This window comes from Microbacterium sp. NPDC064942 (assembly GCF_049545525.1).
GTDB classification, from domain to species: Bacteria; Actinomycetota; Actinomycetes; order Actinomycetales; family Microbacteriaceae; genus Microbacterium; species Microbacterium gawkjiense.
The window spans coordinates 13749-30867 of sequence record NZ_JBMWDR010000010.1 but is presented as its reverse complement, the minus strand read 5'-3'; the positions used below and the strand labels follow the sequence as shown (position 1 = coordinate 30867).

General features: G+C 68.8%; 20 protein-coding genes and 1 tRNA gene. 12 read left to right on the top strand and 9 right to left on the bottom strand.

Annotated elements, in window-relative coordinates; genetic code table 11:
• Positions 1–34: 34 nt before the first annotated feature.
• The 8 genes from ACPEH2_RS14260 to ACPEH2_RS14225 all read left to right on the top strand — a co-directional run bounded on the left by ACPEH2_RS14260 (position 35) and on the right by ACPEH2_RS14225 (position 8223).
• Positions 35–1186 carry an FAD-dependent oxidoreductase gene (locus ACPEH2_RS14260; RefSeq protein ID WP_067119688.1) on the top strand — a complete coding sequence of 384 codons (1152 nt, stop codon included), beginning with the start codon at positions 35–37 and terminating at the stop codon, positions 1184–1186.
• On the top strand, positions 1183–2427 hold the full coding sequence (locus ACPEH2_RS14255; RefSeq protein WP_067119687.1) for an MFS transporter: 1245 nt from the start codon (positions 1183–1185) through the stop codon (positions 2425–2427). Before ACPEH2_RS14260 ends, ACPEH2_RS14255 begins: the two co-directional genes overlap by 4 nt.
• A complete protein-coding gene (locus ACPEH2_RS14250; RefSeq protein ID WP_101305190.1) occupies positions 2424–3944 on the top strand; it encodes a multicopper oxidase family protein in 1521 nt (506 codons plus the stop codon). Before ACPEH2_RS14255 ends, ACPEH2_RS14250 begins: the two co-directional genes overlap by 4 nt.
• Before the next feature lie 143 nt (positions 3945–4087).
• Positions 4088–4300, top strand: a complete 213-nt coding sequence (locus ACPEH2_RS14245; RefSeq protein WP_067121084.1) for a YHS domain-containing protein — start codon at positions 4088–4090, stop codon at positions 4298–4300.
• A gap of 62 nt (positions 4301–4362) precedes the next feature.
• Complete coding sequence (locus tag ACPEH2_RS14240) at positions 4363–5568, top strand: FAD-dependent oxidoreductase (RefSeq protein WP_067121082.1); 1206 nt, start codon at positions 4363–4365, stop codon at positions 5566–5568.
• An 18-nt stretch (positions 5569–5586) separates the two neighbouring features.
• Positions 5587–7761: a heavy metal translocating P-type ATPase gene (locus ACPEH2_RS14235; RefSeq protein WP_067121080.1), complete on the top strand. Its 2175-nt coding sequence runs from the start codon at positions 5587–5589 to the stop codon at positions 7759–7761.
• An 18-nt stretch (positions 7762–7779) separates the two neighbouring features.
• Positions 7780–8094, top strand: a complete 315-nt coding sequence (locus ACPEH2_RS14230) for a metal-sensitive transcriptional regulator (RefSeq protein WP_067121078.1) — start codon at positions 7780–7782, stop codon at positions 8092–8094.
• Positions 8095–8152: 58 nt separating this feature from the next.
• Positions 8153–8223: transfer RNA gene (locus ACPEH2_RS14225), tRNA-Cys, on the top strand.
• A gap of 29 nt (positions 8224–8252) precedes the next feature.
• Here ACPEH2_RS14225 and ACPEH2_RS14220 read toward each other — a convergent pair.
• The 3 genes from ACPEH2_RS14220 to ACPEH2_RS14210 form a co-directional block, all read right to left on the bottom strand.
• Complete coding sequence (locus ACPEH2_RS14220) at positions 8253–9038, bottom strand: F510_1955 family glycosylhydrolase (RefSeq protein WP_354645990.1); 786 nt, start codon at positions 9036–9038, stop codon at positions 8253–8255.
• A 125-nt stretch (positions 9039–9163) separates the two neighbouring features.
• A complete protein-coding gene (locus ACPEH2_RS14215) occupies positions 9164–9775 on the bottom strand; it encodes a DUF305 domain-containing protein (RefSeq protein WP_067121076.1) in 612 nt (203 codons plus the stop codon).
• Positions 9776–9854: 79 nt separating this feature from the next.
• Complete coding sequence (locus ACPEH2_RS14210; RefSeq protein WP_067121074.1) at positions 9855–10280, bottom strand: DUF6153 family protein; 426 nt, start codon at positions 10278–10280, stop codon at positions 9855–9857.
• Positions 10281–10409: 129 nt separating this feature from the next.
• On the opposite strand from ACPEH2_RS14210, the gene ACPEH2_RS14205 reads away from it, so the two are divergent.
• Entirely contained in the window at positions 10410–10796 is a 387-nt protein-coding gene (locus tag ACPEH2_RS14205) for a four-helix bundle copper-binding protein (RefSeq protein ID WP_067121088.1), read from the top strand.
• 45 nt (positions 10797–10841) lie between these two features.
• Here ACPEH2_RS14205 and ACPEH2_RS14200 read toward each other — a convergent pair whose 3' ends face one another.
• Positions 10842–11783 (bottom strand): cation diffusion facilitator family transporter, encoded by a 942-nt coding sequence (locus ACPEH2_RS14200; protein WP_067121073.1) that lies wholly within the window; start codon positions 11781–11783, stop codon positions 10842–10844.
• Between the two features lie 93 nt (positions 11784–11876).
• Between ACPEH2_RS14200 and ACPEH2_RS14195 the strand changes: the two genes are divergently transcribed.
• From ACPEH2_RS14195 to ACPEH2_RS14185, 3 genes are read left to right on the top strand one after another with little or no spacing between them, the layout of a single operon-like run.
• Positions 11877–12482: a TetR/AcrR family transcriptional regulator C-terminal domain-containing protein gene (locus ACPEH2_RS14195; protein WP_131494501.1), complete on the top strand. Its 606-nt coding sequence runs from the start codon at positions 11877–11879 to the stop codon at positions 12480–12482.
• 48 nt (positions 12483–12530) lie between these two features.
• On the top strand, positions 12531–12911 hold the full coding sequence (locus tag ACPEH2_RS14190) for an ArsR/SmtB family transcription factor (RefSeq protein ID WP_423718982.1): 381 nt from the start codon (positions 12531–12533) through the stop codon (positions 12909–12911).
• Positions 12908–14131, top strand: a complete 1224-nt coding sequence (locus ACPEH2_RS14185) for an MFS transporter (RefSeq protein ID WP_101305188.1) — start codon at positions 12908–12910, stop codon at positions 14129–14131. The genes ACPEH2_RS14190 and ACPEH2_RS14185 overlap by 4 nt, the downstream gene beginning before the upstream one ends.
• A gap of 352 nt (positions 14132–14483) precedes the next feature.
• Here the strand turns inward: ACPEH2_RS14185 and ACPEH2_RS14180 are convergent, their stop codons facing one another.
• From ACPEH2_RS14180 to ACPEH2_RS14160, 5 genes are all read right to left on the bottom strand, one after another.
• Positions 14484–14933: a hypothetical protein gene (locus tag ACPEH2_RS14180; RefSeq protein ID WP_423718981.1), complete on the bottom strand. Its 450-nt coding sequence runs from the start codon at positions 14931–14933 to the stop codon at positions 14484–14486.
• 11 nt (positions 14934–14944) lie between these two features.
• Positions 14945–15715 (bottom strand): hypothetical protein, encoded by a 771-nt coding sequence (locus tag ACPEH2_RS14175; RefSeq protein ID WP_423718980.1) that lies wholly within the window; start codon positions 15713–15715, stop codon positions 14945–14947.
• Between the two features lie 339 nt (positions 15716–16054).
• Positions 16055–16186: a hypothetical protein gene (locus tag ACPEH2_RS14170; RefSeq protein WP_423718979.1), complete on the bottom strand. Its 132-nt coding sequence runs from the start codon at positions 16184–16186 to the stop codon at positions 16055–16057.
• Positions 16187–16311: 125 nt separating this feature from the next.
• On the bottom strand, positions 16312–16557 hold the full coding sequence (locus ACPEH2_RS14165; protein WP_423718978.1) for a hypothetical protein: 246 nt from the start codon (positions 16555–16557) through the stop codon (positions 16312–16314).
• The gene (locus ACPEH2_RS14160) at positions 16554–17003 is read right to left on the bottom strand and encodes a hypothetical protein (protein ID WP_423718977.1); all 450 of its coding nucleotides are present in this window, start codon (positions 17001–17003) and stop codon (positions 16554–16556) included. Before ACPEH2_RS14160 ends, ACPEH2_RS14165 begins: the two co-directional genes overlap by 4 nt.
• Between the last annotated feature and the right edge of the window lie 116 nt (positions 17004–17119).

The following is a 17119-nucleotide window of genomic DNA, read 5'->3' as shown; positions in this document are numbered from 1 at the left end:
GCGACCCCCGTACCCCGGAAGCGAACTGCACCTCATGCCCACCCACCATGTCCTCATCCTCGGGGCAGGAGCAGCCGGCGTCGCCGCCGCAACAGCCCTCGCCCGCCACGAGGACATCCACGTCACCCTGGTCGGCAGAACCCACGAGACCCCGTACATCCGGATGCACATCACCGGCGTCGCGTTCGGTCCCACCTTGCCCGAGACCATCCACGCGCCGCTCCCGCCCGTCACCGTGCTGGCAGACACCGCCACCCACCTCGACCCGATCAGCCGCATCGTGCACCTCGCCTCCGGCGCACAGTTGCGCTACGACGCGGTCATCATCGCCACCGGCAGCCGCCCGGACACCCTCACCCCGGGCCTGCCCGGGCGGCACACTCCCGCTGCACGGCACCAGGTCGTCACCCTGCACAGCATCCAGGACGCCCAACAGATCCGAGAACACCTCACCCGCACCGCCGGGCCGTCCCGGGTCGCGATCTACGGCGGCGGATTCACCGGCGCGGAGACCGCGTCCGCACTCCACGCCGCCGGACATCACGTCGCCCTCATCAGCCGCTCCCGCATCCCCGGGCGGGCCTCCTTCGGCGCGCAGATCGCCGCCCACATCACCGGCATCCATCGCGGCAAAATCACCACATTCCTGGGCCGCACGATCACCGCCGTCCGTGACAGGAGCCCGCTGCTGGGGATCACCCTGGATGACACCACCACGCTCTCCGCCGACCTGCTCATCACCGCCCTCGGCAACGCCCCCACCGCACCGGGACCGTTCTCTTCCGGGGTGCCTGTCGATGACCGGCTGCGGAGCACTGCCCCGCACGTGTACGCGGCCGGCAGCACCGCCATACACCGCGACGACCACCTCGGGATCTGGCGCCTGGATCACTGGGCCGACGCGGCCGCGCAAGGACAGCACGCCGCCGCCGCGGTGCTCCACGACCGCACCGGCGCCGCCGACCCGGGACCCTACCGTCCTCGTAGCTCCTACACGTCACTGATCCACGGCACCGCCATCACCGGCATCGGGTACACCATGACGCCCGCCACCGAAGGACAGGGCCCAGGACCCGGCACCCTCGTCACGCACACGCTCAACGGTGCTCTGGTGGGGGTGAGCGGTGTCGACGCGGTCGCCACCGTCCACGAAACCGCCCAGCACCTGCACGAGAGCGCCGCATGACCGCCGCCACCCCTGTGACCCCGGCCACTCGTGCCCGCGGCGGGTTCTGTCTCGCCGTGACCGGCACCGTCGTGCTAATGGCGGCCGCGTCGGCGCCTTCCCCGTTCTACCCGCAACTCACCGAGCAGCTCCAGCTGCCCCCGGTGGCCACCACTCTTATCTTCGCGATCTACGCCATCCCGCTGCTGCTCGCACTGCTGACGCTCGGGTCGCTTTCTGACCGGGTCGGGCGTCGCGGCATCCTCACCGTCGGATCGGTGGCCCTGTCGGTGAGCCTGCTGATGTTCTGGGCCGCCGATTCCTTCCTGCTGCTGCTCGCCGCCCGCGCCCTGCAAGGCCTGGCGGCGGGACTGCTGGTCCCGGTTCTGAACGCCATGATGGTCGACCACGAACCCTCCCGCTGGCTGGGGGCGGCCGCGCTGGCCAACACCGTGGCCCCCATGGCCGGTCTCGGGCTCGGGGCGCTCACCGCCGCTGGACTGCTGGACCTACCCGGCATCGACGCGGGCACCATCTTTCTGCTCCTCGCCGCGGTGTTCCCTCTCCTCGCCGCCACCGCCTGGACCATTCCCACCCCACCCGTCCTTCCCGGGGACGCGGGACCGGACCCACGGGCCCGGCGGGTCTCGGCGGCGACGCGGCGGATCATCGTCTCGGTCGCCCCCGCCATCATCGCCGGGTGGGTCACCAACGGTCTGTTCCTCGCCCTGGGACCGGGGATCATCGCCACCCGGTTCCACGCCGACACCTACCTGCACCAGGCCGGGTCCATCATCATCCTCGCCGCGGCCGGGGTGGTCGCCGCCACCGCACTGCAGGGGGCCACCGCCCGGCGGATCAGCGTGTTCGGGGCCGTGTCTCTCGGCGCAGGCACCGTGCTCAGCCTCGCCGCGCTGGCCGTGCCAACTCTGCCCGGGTACCTCGCCAGTGTCGCGGTCGTGGGTGCCGGGTTCGGGACTGCCTTCATGGGCGCGATGCGCACCCTGCTGCCGCACGTCGACCCCGGGCAGCGCGCCACCGTTATGGCCGTGATCTACACGATCTCCTACCTCGCGATGTCCGTCCCCGTCGTGCTGGCCGGCTTCCTCGTCCCCGCTCTCACCCTCCCTGGAGCCGCGGCCGTGTTGGGGGGAGTGGTGGTGCTGCTCAGCATCACCGCCACCCTCACCCACCTGCGCACCCCCACGGAGCTCACACCGCCCGCCACGCAACATCGACCGAAAGGGACCCGCCGACCATGACCGCCCCCGCGCCCCGCCGTTCCCCCCACCTCACCCGGCGACGCTTCCTCGCCCTCGGCGCCACCGCCGCCGCGGTTGGAGCTCTGGCCGCCTGCACCCCCACCCCCGCCTGGGTCAGCCCGACGGGAGCGGCCGTCGACCGCACCGAACGGGGCCGTGGCGGCACCGGCCGCGTGGTCACCGCGACGCTGACGGCGGCGGCGGCGACCCTCGATCTGGCAGGAACACCCGCGTCCACGTTCTCCTACGGCAGCATCCCCGGGCCTGTCCTGCGCGTCCAGGCAGGAGACACCCTGCAGGCCACCCTGCGCAACACCCTCCCCGTCGACACGTCCGTGCACTGGCACGGCCTGGCACTCCGCAACGACATGGACGGCGTCCCCCCACTCACCCAGACCGCGACCCGCCCCGGCGAGTCGTTCCAATACGAGTTCATCGCCCCCGACCCCGGTACGCACTGGTTCCACCCGCACGTCGGCGCCCAGCTGGACACCGGCCTATACGGGGTGCTCATCGTCGAAGACCCGAATGAGCCGCTGCGCTACGACGACGAATGGGTCATCGTCCTCGACGACTGGCTGGACGGGGTCACCGCCACCCCCGACGCGGTGCTCGAGCAGCTGCGAGAAGGAATGGGCGACATGGGCGGGCACGGCGACATGTTCATGCGGATGGGGAACATGCTGATGGGCGCCGACTCCGACCTACTCGGCGGCGACGCCGGCGACGTGTACTACCCGCACTACCTGATCAACGGCAAACCCGCCGCCGACCCCGCCCAATTCACCGGCACGCCCGGCACGCGGGTACGGATCCGGCTGATCAACGCCGGCGGCGACACCGCGTTCCGCGTCGCCATCGGCGGGCACCGGCTGACCGTCACCCACACCGACGGGTTCCCCGTCGACCCGGTCGCTGCCGATAGCGTCCTGGTGGGAATGGGGGAACGCTACGACGTGATCGTCACCCTGGGCGACGGTGCGTTCCCCCTGGTGGCGGAGGCCGAAGGCAAGCGGGAACGCGGCTTCGCCATCATCCGCACCGGCAGCGGACAGGCGCCCACCCCGGACGCGGACATCGCCGAACTGGGCGAAGGCCGCGTCGTCGCGGTGGCGAGCATGCTCTTCGCCGCACCCGAGGTCACCCTCGACCGTCGTGACGTGGACCGCACCCTCGACCTCACCCTCACCGGCAGCATGGCCAATTACGACTGGGGGTTCAACGGCACCCAGTTCGACATGCACAACCCGTTGCGCGGCGCGCACGCACTGGTCGCGGGGGAACGGGTGCGGCTGCGGGTGACGAACGACACCGACATGTGGCACCCCTTCCACCTGCACGGCCACACCTATCAGCACGCCGGTGGCGGCCCCCGCAAAGACACCTCCATCGTGCTGCCGAACCAAACCCTCGACCTCGAGTTCGACGCCGACAACCCCGGCCAATGGATGACCCACTGCCACAACATATACCACGGCGAAGCCGGGATGATGACCGTGCTCGCCTACCGCCCCTGAGCACCAGCAGTCCAGGGAATACACGCCACACCCCACCTGTTGTCATACCCGTACGGGGTATAGCCTGGAGGGGTTCGGACGCAGACAAACGAGGCAGCGACGACGGCTGCCGCCCCGGACCCACATCACGGAGAGCAACGGATATGAGCCACGACCATCACCACGAAGCACCCGCCGGCACCCCCGCCGATGACATCGTCACCTGCCCGGTGATGCCCGGCAGCACCGTCAGCAAGAGCACCGCGGAAGCCCAAGGCCTCTACCGGGACTACGACGGGCAGCGGTACTGGTTCTGCTGCTCCGCCTGCGGCCCCCTCTTCGACGCCGACCCCGCCAAGTACGCCACGGCCGCCTAACCGACCACAGGCCGGGGATACCGGTCACCAGCCCCCACATTCGCGAGACGCAAGGAGCAACATTGTCACCCCAGAAGGTCCTCATCCTGGGAGCCGGCGCCGCCGGCGCGGCCGCGGCGCGCGTTCTTCACGGTTCCGGCACGGTGAGCGTCACCCTCGTCGACCGCACCGGACAGGCCCCGTACAACCGCACCCTGGTCAACAAGGGGGTCGCGATCGGGCTGCTCACCCCGGAACAGGTCGTCACCCCCGGGGTGGAGGTCATCAGTGACACCGCGGTCGAGGTCGACCCACAGGGAAAGACCGTGCGGCTCGCATCCGGCCGGATCGAACCGTACGACGCGCTCCTCCTCGCCACCGGCAGCACCCCCCGCTTGCTGCCGGACACGCTGCCCGGCCTGACCGCCGCCACGGAGGCAGGACGGGTCACCACCCTGCACTCCCTGGAAGACGCGGTCGCCGTCCGCGACCTCCTGGGCACGCTTGGCCGCCCCGCGCAGATCGTCATCTCCGGTGCCGGTCTGGTCGCGGCCGAGACCGCCACGCTGCTCCGCGACCGTGGACATCAGGTCACCCTCCTCGCCCGCGCGACCACCCCCGGGGTCAGCGTGTTCGGCGCCGGCGCCGCGGAGCGCCTCGCCGCCGCGCACCGGGAGCACGTGGACGTCGCGTTCGGCCGCACCCTCACCGCCGTCACTGACACCGGCACACAGCTCGAGCTCGCCTTGGACGACACCACACAGCTGACGGCGGATCTGCTGATCATCGCCCACGGAACCACCCCGACCGGCCCCGCCCCTTGGGAAGACGGGGTCATCGTGGACGGGAAGCTGCGCACCGCCACCCCCGGCGTCTACAGCGCCGGCGGGGTCGCCGCACACTATGACACCACCCTGGGCGCCTGGCGCATCGATCACTGGTCGGACGCGGCCGCGCAGGGTGAACATGCCGCACGCACCATGCTCGCCGACCTCGGCGCCGGCACCCACCCGGGCGACTACCAGCCCCGCGCCCCCTTCACGGCAACCGTGCACGGCATGATGGTCGCCGGTGCCGGGATCACCGGGGGTCACACCTCCGCACGCATCGACACTACCGACCCGCTCCTGGTCGTCCACGAGCATGACGGTGTCCCCGTCGGGGTGCTCGGGCTGGACGCCGTGCCCGCGGTGTTCGGGTGGATGCCGAACCTTCATACTCCTGCCGCGACCGATCCGCAGGACCTCGCCTCCGCGGGAACCGCGACGGCAGACTCACACCAACGCTAGGCACAGGGAAGTGAACCGATGACTGACCCGCACGCACACCACACCGACCACCCCACCGGCAAGGCCGCCACCGCCACCGGGGGAGACACCCGCCACGGCGACCACACCCCCGAGCCGCCCACCCAGCACGACACCCACACCGGCCACGGCACGCAGGCCAGCCACGGGGACCACGCAGGTCACGATGGTGGTGGCCACGGCGGCGGGCACGGTGGGCACGGGGATCACGTCGGCCAGTTCCGGCGACTGTTCTGGATCAACCTGATCATCGCCGTCCCGGTCGTGGCGTTCTCCCCGATGTTCGCGATGATCCTCGGCTACACCGTCCCCGACTGGGCACTGTTCATCGCCCCCGTCCTCGGCACCGTCATGTACGCGTGGGGCGGGTGGCCGTTCCTGACCGGTGCGGTCAGCGAACTCCGCTCCCGCAAACCCGGCATGATGCTGCTGATCGGTCTGGCCATCACGGTCGCGTTCTTCGCGTCCTGGGGCGCCACCCTGGGCCTGCTGCACCACGAGCTGGAGTTCTGGTGGGAGCTGGCGCTGCTGATCGTGATCATGCTGCTCGGTCACTGGATCGAGATGCGCTCCCTCGCCCAGACCAGCTCCGCGCTGGACACCCTCGCGGCGCTGCTCCCGGATGAGGCAGAGCGCGTCGAAGGGGACCAGATCGTCAAGGTCTCACCCGCCGACCTGCAGGTCGGGGACGTGGTGGTGGTCCGCCCCGGCGGCAGCGTCCCCGCCGACGGGAAGATCGTCGACGGCCGCGCCGACATGGACGAGTCCATGGTCACCGGTGAATCCCGCCCCGTCGCCCGCGGCACTGGCGACCCCGTTACCGCGGGCACCGTCGCCACAGACTCCGGCCTTCGCGTGGAGGTCACCGCCACGGGGGATGAGACCACCCTCGCGGGTATTCAGCGGCTGGTCACGGAGGCACAGAACTCGTCCTCTCGGGCGCAGCGGATCGCCGACAAGGCGGCGGCGCTGCTGTTCTGGTTCGCGCTGGGCGCCGCCGCGATCACCGCGGTGGTGTGGACTGTCGTCGGCAATCCCGATGCGGCGGTCGTGCGCACCATCACCGTGCTGGTCATCGCCTGCCCGCACGCGCTGGGCCTGGCGATCCCGCTGGTGGTGTCCATCGCCACTGAGCGCGCCGCCCGTGGCGGGGTGTTGGTGAAGGACCGGCTCGCGCTCGAGAGCATGCGCACCGTCGACACCGTGCTGTTCGACAAGACCGGCACCCTCACCAAGGGCGAGCCCACCGTCTCCGCCGTGGAACCGGTCGGTGACCTGGACGCTGACCAGGTGCTCGCGATCGCCGCGGCGGCCGAGGCCGACAGTGAGCACCCGCTCGCTAGGGCCATCGTTCGCGCCGCGAAGGACAAGAACCTGACCCTGCCGAAGGCGACCGGGTTTTCCTCTTCCCCGGCGGTCGGTGTCACCGCGACCGTCGACGGTGCGGAGATCCGTGTCGGCGGTCCCCGTCTGCTCGAGGACGTCGGTGCCAGCGAGGTCGACACGGCGGACGCGTGGCGTAGCGAGGGCGCGATCATCCTGCACGTGACCCGGGACGGAAAAGTCATCGGCGGGCTCAAGCTCGCCGACGAGATCCGCCCCGAGTCCCGTGAAGCCGTCGATGCCCTGCACAAGCTGGGTGTCCAGGTGGTCATGATCACCGGCGACGCCGAAGCCGTCGCGAACGCCGTCGGCGCCGAGCTGGGCATCGACCGGGTCTTCGCGCACGTGCGCCCGGAGGACAAGTCCAGCAAGGTCGCCGAGCTGCAGAAGGAGGGCCGCAAGGTCGCGATGGTGGGCGACGGCGTCAACGACGCCCCCGCCCTCGCGCAGGCCGACGTCGGCATCGCGATCGGCGCCGGCACCGACGTCGCGATCGCGTCCGCCGGGGTCATCCTCGCGAGCTCCGACCCGCGCAGTGTGCTGTCGGTGATCCAGCTGTCGCGTGCGGCGTACCGGAAGATGAAGCAGAATCTGTGGTGGGCTGCCGGGTACAACCTGATCTCCGTGCCGCTCGCCGCCGGCGTGCTCGCCCCCATCGGGTTCGTCCTGCCGATGTCGATCGGTGCGATCCTGATGTCCCTGTCCACCGTCGTGGTCGCCCTGAACGCGCAGCTGCTGCGCCGCATCGACCTCAGCCCCGAAGCCAGCACCCGCGCAGCGCTGGACAGCTAAACCCGAAGGAACCCGGCCATGACCACACCCGCACCCGACACCGCTCACGCCCCCCACGGGTACATCACCGACAAAGACCGATACCTGAACCGGCTCAAGCGGATCGAAGGTCAAGCGCGGGGCATCTCGAAGATGGTCGATGAAGAGAAGTACTGCATCGACATCCTCACCCAGATCAGCGCTCTGACCAGCGCCCTGCAGGCCGTGGCCGTCGGGCTGCTTGACGACCACCTGAAACACTGCGTGCTCGACGCGGCGCGCATGGAGGGTGACCAGGCGGAGCAGAAGATCAAGGAAGCCAGCGACGCGATCGCCCGTCTGGTCCGGTCCTAACCGGACCAGACGGGCGATCCCACGCTGCTGCGTCCACGTCCCCGGTAAGGGGACACTCGGTGCCTTGGCCGAGCGGTCAGGCAACGGCCTGCAAAGCCGTCTAGACGGGTTCGACTCCCGTAGGCACCTCGCATACGGCCCGTCGCGTGCCCGGCGGGCTATCCGGGCAGAATCGTGATGCCGCTGGTCTCGTCGACGATCACGATGCGGCCCGCGGCGTCCATACCGACCGCCTGCACCCGGCCGTCCACGCGACCTGCCGGCTCCCAGCTCGCGGCACCGGCTCCGGTCACCCAAATCTGCCCATCGGTGCCGACACCGACCACCTGAGTCCGGTCGGCCGCAGCCCCCAACGTGTACAGCAGCGGCGCTTCGGGCCACGCCGCGAAGGACGCACCGCCGTCCGTGCTGATCTGCACACCCTCTTCGGTGGCCGCGATCACCCGTCCGCGACCGTCGACGGCGAGACTGGCCGCTACCAGATCCGCACCGGTAGGTTCCCAGGTCAGCCCGGCGTCGTCGCTGCGGATCACGTCGCTGACGTCCGTGGCGATGGCGTACACCGTGTCATCGGCGCCGGCGGCGAGGGCGTGGAAGTCTTTCTCCCCACCGAACACCACCGACTCCCAACTCACCCCTGCGTCGGTGCTGCGCATCACGCCCAGGTTCGGTGCCCCCCACTCGGCGGGGCTTCCGGGGCCGGGGTGACCGGACGCGATCAGTGTCTGCGAAGTGGCGGTGAGTCCCATCGCGTCGAAGCTGTCCGTGCTGACCCGGCCACCCCACTCCCCGGTGTCGGTGACCTCGTAGATGCCTTCATGCGTTCCCAGGAGAAGCTGGTCAGTGTCCGGGGCGACGACCACCGCGTGGACATGGCTCGGTACCCCGGTGCGCCCGTCCCCAGCCGGCGGCGACGTCGGAGTGTCCGCGCACCCCGCCAGCATCAGGAGGGCGGAAGCAGCGGCGCCCGCCGCCAGTGTCTTCGTATGGACGTGCATACGCGTACCTCCGCGTTCGAAGAGTGGGGGCACCGCGCATGGCAGCGGCGCCCCCACTCGACGGATCGGGCTCAGAGCTGGCCGAGCAGATCCTGCATGGTCTCGATCTCCGCGGACTGTGTATCGACCACGGCTTGCGCGAGCGCCAACGCGTCCGCGTTCTTCCCGTTGGCGAGTTCGGTCTCGGCCATCTCGATCGCCCCCTGGTGGTGGGCGATCATCTGCTCCAGGAACAGGGGTGCCGCCTCGGCCCCGGACGCCGACTCCAGCGCCGCCATGTCCTCGTCAGACATCATCCCGCCGCCGTGCTCCATCTCACCCATGTCCATGTCGTCACTGGACACGCCCCACTCGGCGAGCCATCCCTGCATCGTCTCGATCTCCGGCTGCTGGGCGTCCTTGATCTGCTGAGCCAGATCCAGCACCCGCTGATCAACGTCGCTCTTGGCGAGGATCATGTCGCTCATCTCGACGGCCTGCTCGTGATGCGGGATCATCATCATCGCGAACATCGAATCCGCCATGTTGAAGTCCGCCTCCGCCGATTCCGACGGGGCCGACGACGACCCACCATGATCCATTCCAGGCATGCTGCCTCCGTTGTCCGCGCAGCCGGCCAGGAACAGCACCGCTGCCAGCGGTACGGCCGCGACCGCTGCCAAACGCATCTTCTTGTTCATCATCAGTCCTCTCAAACACTCGTGAAACCCGCGTACGGGCAATGAACCTCACCCCCGCCCCAGAGGGCAGGGACAGTGCGTGTCACGTTCGGCTGATCGACAGCTCCAGGAGTGAGGGAGGCCGGTCCGGGGCCGGCCGGCACCGCGTCACCGGCGGACGCAATGCATGCCGCTCCCACACAGACGACCATGCGGCGCGGGGGACCAGCAGCACGAGGGCGGCTGCCAGCAACGCCAGCACGCACATCATCATCAGAACGTCATGGCCCCCGCTCGGGCTGCACGACGCGCACGCCTCCGCATCCTCATCGCCGGTCGCGGGCGCCGACGAGTGGTGAGGTGCCCCGCCCGGCATCTCGACATTCTCCGAGGTCGTAGGGGCGGTGTGTCCCGAGGAGATCGTGTGCATCCCCATCAACCCGACGATGACCGCTGCAGCGAAGCACACGGCAACCAGCCACCGCACCGGGTGCGGCAGCCGCAGGCGCAACGCGGACAGGCCGATCATCCCGTCCAGCCTACCGTCCGTACCATACCCCCGCACCGTAACCCAAGGGGGTCGCCGGCATCCGGAACAGCGACGTAACGTAACCCCCTCACCGATTCAAAGGAGAAGGCCGTGACCGTCACCGCCCAAATGTTCGACACCCACCCCCGAGCCAACGACATCGCCAACCGAGACGCGCTCCTGGCCTGTATCGACGCGTGCCTCGAGTGCGGCCAGGCTTGTACGACCTGCGCCGACGCCTGTCTCAGCGAGGAGATGGTCGCCGATCTGACCACCTGCATCCGTCTGAACCAGGATTGCGCCGACCTCTGCGACACCACCGCGCGCCTGCTCTCTCGCCACACCGGCACGGACACCACCGTGCTTCGTGCCGCGCTGGAGGCGTTGCGCGCAGCGTGCGCCGCATGCGCCGCCGAGTGCGACACCCACGCGGACATGCACGAGCACTGCCGGGTCTGCGCCGACGCCTGCCGCCGCTGTGAACAGGCCTGCACTAACCTGCTCGCGACGCTCTGACACCCTTCCTCCGCCGACCGCTACCGCGGCGCTGGGGGGCCCGGCTCAGCGGTGGCGGACAAGGGCTGGCTCGTCCTCGGTGAGGTGCGCGGTCTCGATCTGGAAGGTCGAGTGCTGAATCGACACCGGGAAGTGACCGGCCACGCATTCGCGTACCTCGTGCAACACCTCCGCGGCATGCCCGTCGGTGAAGCACTCATCCTCGACCACCACATGCGCGGTCAGGGTGGGCAGGCCAGTGGCGACCGTCGATGCGTGCAGGTCGTGCACGTCGGTGACGTGTTCGAGCTCAAGGATGTGCCGGCGTACCTCGTCCAAGTCGAGCCCGGCAGGGGTGAACTCCATGAGCACCCGGGTGGTGTCGCGCATCAAAATGATCGCGCGCGGCACGATCAGTCCCGCGATCAGGAGCCCTGCAATCGCGTCGGCCTGCTGGAACCCGGTCGTGGCGATCACAATCGCGGCCACGATCACCCCGAGCGAGCCGAGTGCATCGTTGATCACCTCCAGGAACGCTGCCCGCATATTGAAGTTCGCGCCGCGGCTCGAGGAGAGGATCACGATCGCGATCACATTCGCCGCGAGGCCGACGATGCCGAACACGAGCATCTCTCCCGCGGCGACCTCCGGCGGCTCGAACAGGCGTCGGATACCTTCGACGGCGGCGTAAGTGCCCACCACCAGCAGCAGTGCGGCCTGCCCGAGTGCGGCGATCACCTCGATGCGTCGGAATCCCCAGGTCCGCTTCGGATTAGCCGGCCGCAGCATCAGCGTCGCCGCGATCAGCGCGACCAGCAGACCGGACGCGTCGGTGATCGCGTGTGCGGTGTCCGTCAGCAGCGCCAGGCTGCCGGTGACGATGGAACCGATCGCCTGCGCGATCACGATCGTCGCCGTCAGGCCGAACGCGATCCACAGTCGTGCTCGGTGATCCCCGGGCGCTCCTGCCTCGGTAGTCGGTGCACCGTGGTTGTGACCCGCACCCATGTCCCACTCCTTACTTGGTCAGTGACCAATTTCCTTGATCGGTGACCAAGCTACTACAGTGTTGGTCACTGACCAAGCTCGGAGGAGAGACCTGTGGCCGACCGACTATCCGGCCGCGACGTCATCCACGCCGCCTTGGCCCTGCTCGATCGCGGCGGGGCGGACGCCATCACCCTCCGTGGGATCGCCCGACATCTCGACGTTCACCTCAACTCGGTGTCGCTGCAGGTGGGGAGCAAAGCGCGCCTCTTCGACCTGATGGCAGACGCCATTCTCGGCGAGCTCTCCTTCGACGACCTCCCACACCCGCCGATCGACCGGGTCAAAGAGATCTTCCGCCGCTACCGCCAGGTCCTTCTGAACCACCGCGACGGCGCACATCTCGTCTCGGGTACGAGGGTCTCCGAAACCAACACCCTGCGGCTAGGGGAGGCGGTGATTGCCGCGCTGCTCGATGCCGGCGTCGACCCCGACCTCGCCGTCACCACCTTCTGGAGCCTCAACTACCTCGTGGTCGGACTCGTCCACGAAGAACAGACCACCCCCGAGGACGGCGCCCACCGCTTCGAGCAGGAACTCGCCGCACATTCGTTCCCCGCACTCACCAGCGTCCGCGATCTCTTCCTCGACGACAACGCCGCCGCACACCTTGAATTCGGCATGGACGCGCTCCTGCACCGCGCCCGCCACCTCGACTGAGCATCATCGTCAGCGGCGAGCCATCCCTCCATATGGAAGAATCTGCGTATGAATGCAGATAACGTGACATGCGGCCGCGACCCCGACAGCCTCTACGTAGAGCTCGCCGTCGAGGTCTTCGCGATGCTCGCTGACGCCACCCGCGTGCGGATCATCCTCGCGCTCGAGGGAGCCGGGGAGTTGTCCGTGAACCACATCGCCGACATCGTCGACAAGTCACCCGCCGCCGTCTCCCAGCATCTCGCCAAGCTGCGCCTGGCCCGTATGGTCACCACCCGACAAGACGGCACCCGCGTGTTCTACGCCCTCGCCGACGAACACGCGCGCCAGCTGGTCACGGACGCGATCTTCCAAGCCGAGCACTCCCTCGGTGGCGCCGCCCCGTACCACCACGCCGGAGCCGACGCCAGCCGCCCTGTGGCGCCATGATCACCGTCTTACGCAACGGCACCTACCGGGCGCTGTTCTTCGCCCAGGTCATCGCCCTTGTCGGCACCGGCCTGCTCACCGTTGCCCTCGGACTGCTCGCGTTCGAGATCGCCGGAGATGCCGCCGGATCGGTGCTCGGCACCGCGTTGACGATCAAGATGGTCGCCTACGTCGGCGTCGCACCCCTGGTTGCAGCGCTCGTGGACAGGCTCCCCAAGAAGGCCGTTCTGGTCGGCGCCGACGCCGTTCGACTCGCGATCGCGTTCACCCTGCCCTTCGTCCAGGACACCTGGCAGATCTACGTGCTCGTGTTCGTGCTGCAGTCCGCGTCCGCGACCTTCACCCCCGCCTTCCAATCACTCATCCCGAGCGTGCTGCCCGACCCCCAGCAGTACACTCGTGCCCTCGCGCTGTCACGCCTCGCCTACGATCTCGACTCGATCCTCAGCCCCGTCATCGCCGCAGCCCTACTTGCCGTGATCAGCTACAACAACCTGTTCGTGGGCACCGCCGTCGGCTTCGCCGCCTCCGCCACCCTCGTCCTCATCGCCCGCCTTCCCGCACACGTACCCGATGCGTCCACCGGCACGTTCTGGGAGCGGCTGCCAACCGGGCTGCGCGTGTTCGCCCGCACGCCCAGCCTCCGCTTCCTGATGGCCGCCAACGTGGTCGTCGCGGCCGGCACCGCTATCGTCCTGGTCAACTCCGTCGTCTACACCAAAGGCGTGTTCGACCTGGATGACACCGCCCTCGCCCTCGCCCTCGGCGCGTATGGGGTCGGCTCCCTGATCATTGCCCTCAACGTCCCGTGGATCGTCGACCGCATCGGTGTCTTGTGCGCCATGAGCATCGGTGCCTGGACGCTTGTTTCGGGTCTGATCGCGGCCATCGCGATGACGATTATCGCCACGACCACGGGAGAGGGCTGGTGGATGCTGCTTGCCACCTGGGCGTTGCTCGGTGCCAGTACCTCGCTGATTAACACCCCTTCGTCACGGCTTCTAGCCGACGCGTCCACCCCCGCTAACCGCAACCTGGTATACACCGCACAATTCGCACTTTCGCACGGCTGCTTTCTGGTTAGCTACCCGATCGCGGGCTGGCTCGGTGTCATTGGACTGCCCATCGCGGCTAGCGCGCTGCTCGGATTCGCCATCGTCGGCGTTACCGCCTTGGCTGTGCTGTACAAACCAGCAGGTACCGTCGTCACCACTCTGTAAACGATGAGCTGCGAGCACATGTTTCTGGCGGGTGTCGTCAGCTCGAACCGCGATGGACAACTCGAGGAGTAGACACACGCGTTGGACGCGGACACTTTAGCCGCGATTCCTCGGTCTCGTCGAGTCGTCGTGGACATCTCTGAGCGGTTCCTACACGTCGTCGCCGAGGAAGGTCGAGAGCGCTGCCTGTCGGCGGGCACGGTGCGCATGGGCTCATCACGAGGCGCTTCGATCTCGAAGCCGCAGGCGCCGCAGCTGTGCAGTCCGACGCCATCGACGTCGTCGGAGGGGATGTACATGGTGGTGGGCTCTTCGCACATCAGGCAGCGCATGGTGATCTCCGATCGTGTGGTCAGGCGGTAGCCGCCGGGGTGATCTGTTGGACGGTGGCTGAGTAGCCGCGGTGGGAACCCCAGGCGGCGGCGATGCGGTCGGCGACGTCGCGGTCTTCGCCGAGATAGGGGCGGTATCGCTTGCCTCGCGAGTCGGTGATGACGACCTGGACGACGCCGGAGGGCTCGCGCACGGTGACTCGGGCAGCAGGGATTGGGTGGGCGTGGACGCGGCCGGCGATGATGAAGGTCGGGTACAGATCGCGTGCGAGCTCGGGGGAGCGGAACACGTCGTGGACCCATGCCGTGATGGCGATCGCGCCGGCAGGACTGAACCCGATGAGGCGGGCGGGGAGCTGCTCGAGCCCGGAGCGGACGAAGTAGTGCTCGTCGACGAGTATCGGCGCCGGCGGATGCAGAGACCGCTCGTCGTGGGCGGGGTAGATCGTCAGGCTGGTGCGGCTGTTCATGAGGCGCTCGTTCATGCGGTGCGGCGGATGCCGGCGGCGATGATGTGCGCCTTGGTGGGACGGGAGTAGAAGCCGAAGCTGTCGTCGTCGTCCGAGGCGGAGACGGTTGCGGTGAATGCGACGACGTCGCCGCGCGTCGCGGTGGAGATCTCGGAGGGCTTGGTGCCCCACACGCGCCAGCCTTCGCCCTGGATGAGGATCTTGACGGTGATGCCCCACTGGGTGTCGGTGGTCTTGGTCGCGAGGATCTCACCCTGGATGAGGGTGCGTCCCGTGGGGACGGGGCGGCGCGCTGCCAGCTCGCGCTCGAGCTGCTCGAGCAGCTCGTGGGCAGTGCGGACCTCATCGGCGTCGAGGGTGCCGGTGGAGTCCTCGAGCGAGTCGAGGAGGTAGCCGATCTTCTCGCGCAGCGGGTTGCCCTCCCGGATGCTCAGGTGAGCCTCGGTGAGCTGGTCGCGCAGGCCGGGGTGCTCGGCCTCGAAGGCTGCACGGCGGGCGGTGATCGCGCGCGTCGTGTCGATGTGCTCGGCGTGCGCCTTCGCGTGGGCGCGGGCGGTGGCGCGAGCGCTGCTGACGAGCCTGCTGCGAGTGCCAGTGCCGCGGCAGTCGAAGCAGATCGGGCGACCGTGGCCATCGGTGAAGTGGGTGGGCCCGGTGTACAGGCCTGTGCCGATGCACTTGCCGCAGGTGTCGGTGATCCGCTCGGAGCCCTTGTGGCCGGGGAAGGGGTCGACGTAGAAGTCGTGCCAGTCTGCCGGGGCGGTGGCGGTGATGCTGTCCATGGGATCCTCCGATGCGTCTGTGGGTATAGGCCGCGGATCGTTCTCTTCGCGGACATGAAGGGGAAGGTGCGGGGGCGGCTATGTCACGGAGCCGCCCCCGCGGCGGCGACCTGGTTGGGAGGACGGCGGTCGCCGTGAGGGACGGAGCGAAGAGCGCGGCGAGCGCTCGTCAGGCTGCGATGTGGCGCCTGTCCCTGGGAGGGGAACGGCGTTGCGCGGTTCCCCTGGCTGTGGGTCTGTGGGGTCTCCCTCTACTCAGTTAGTAGTGAATGTGACATTCACAGAGTAGGGGGTTTCTGTGTGTGGGTCAAGCGCCGATCTGATCGCTGCCGGCCGAACTCAGTCCGAGGGGGTGTCGCCCTCGCCGGCGGGGCCGAGGCTGTCCCAGAGATCGGGGCGGTTCTCGCGGACCCAGGCGCACACGGTGGCCCAGTCTGCGACGCCGGACGGGTACTGGGTTGTGGTTGTCATGGTGTCCTCCCGGATCGACTGTCTAGTGAATGTGACATTCACAGCCTAAGGGAGGCGTCGGACATCGCTCGGGGACATCGCGAGTGCGTCACCGGGCGGCGGGGGTGTGCCGCCACCCGGTGCGATTAGTGCATCTGTCGCGCGATCCCGGCGGCTGCGCTAACGACGCGGCGCGGGATGCCGAAGAGGGTGGGGGGCCCGGATGTGACGCCGTTGGTCCACACCTTTCCGACGCGCCAGCCGATGGGGAATCGGATGGCGGTCGTGGTGTAGACGGCGCCGGATTCGAGGGGGCCGGCGATTACGCCGAGGGGGCTGACCTCGACGTACCACCGGCCTACCGTGCGGGAGCCGCCTGTCTCGCCCGTCATACGCCGTCCCCCTCGAGGGACACTTCGTCGTGGGTGGGGAGGTTCCCGGTCCATCCCTGTTCGGCCATGAGGCGGGCGAGCTTCTCGTCAGAGAGCTTGGGGAGCTTGCGCGGGCGCGGGAGGGCCTTGGGCTTCCACTTGGGGTCGTGCTTGCGGGTCATGAAGTCGGCGACGCTCTCGCGGGGGACGCGGGAGGGTGTCGGGGCGAGGTCGACGACGTCGTAGGTGCGCTCCTCGGCGAAGAGGTACGTGACGACTTCGATCTTGCGGCCGCGGGGCCGCTCTTCGGTGACTGGGGAGCCGAAGCCGACCGTGACCCGTGGGGTGGGCTCACTGCCGGTGCGGGCCCATCCCACGGGTCGACGCTGGATGCCCACGACGACGCCGATGCCGTCAGGGGTGATGACGTGAGAGTTGATGCGGGGGAAGGTGGCGACCGAGTACATTGCTGCGCTCCTTGATGGATAGTGAATGTGACATTCATAGGCTACGGTGGGGGTCCGACATTGTGTCGATGGCGTCGGGGATCTCCGTGTCCGCGAAGACGCCGTCACGCGGCCTA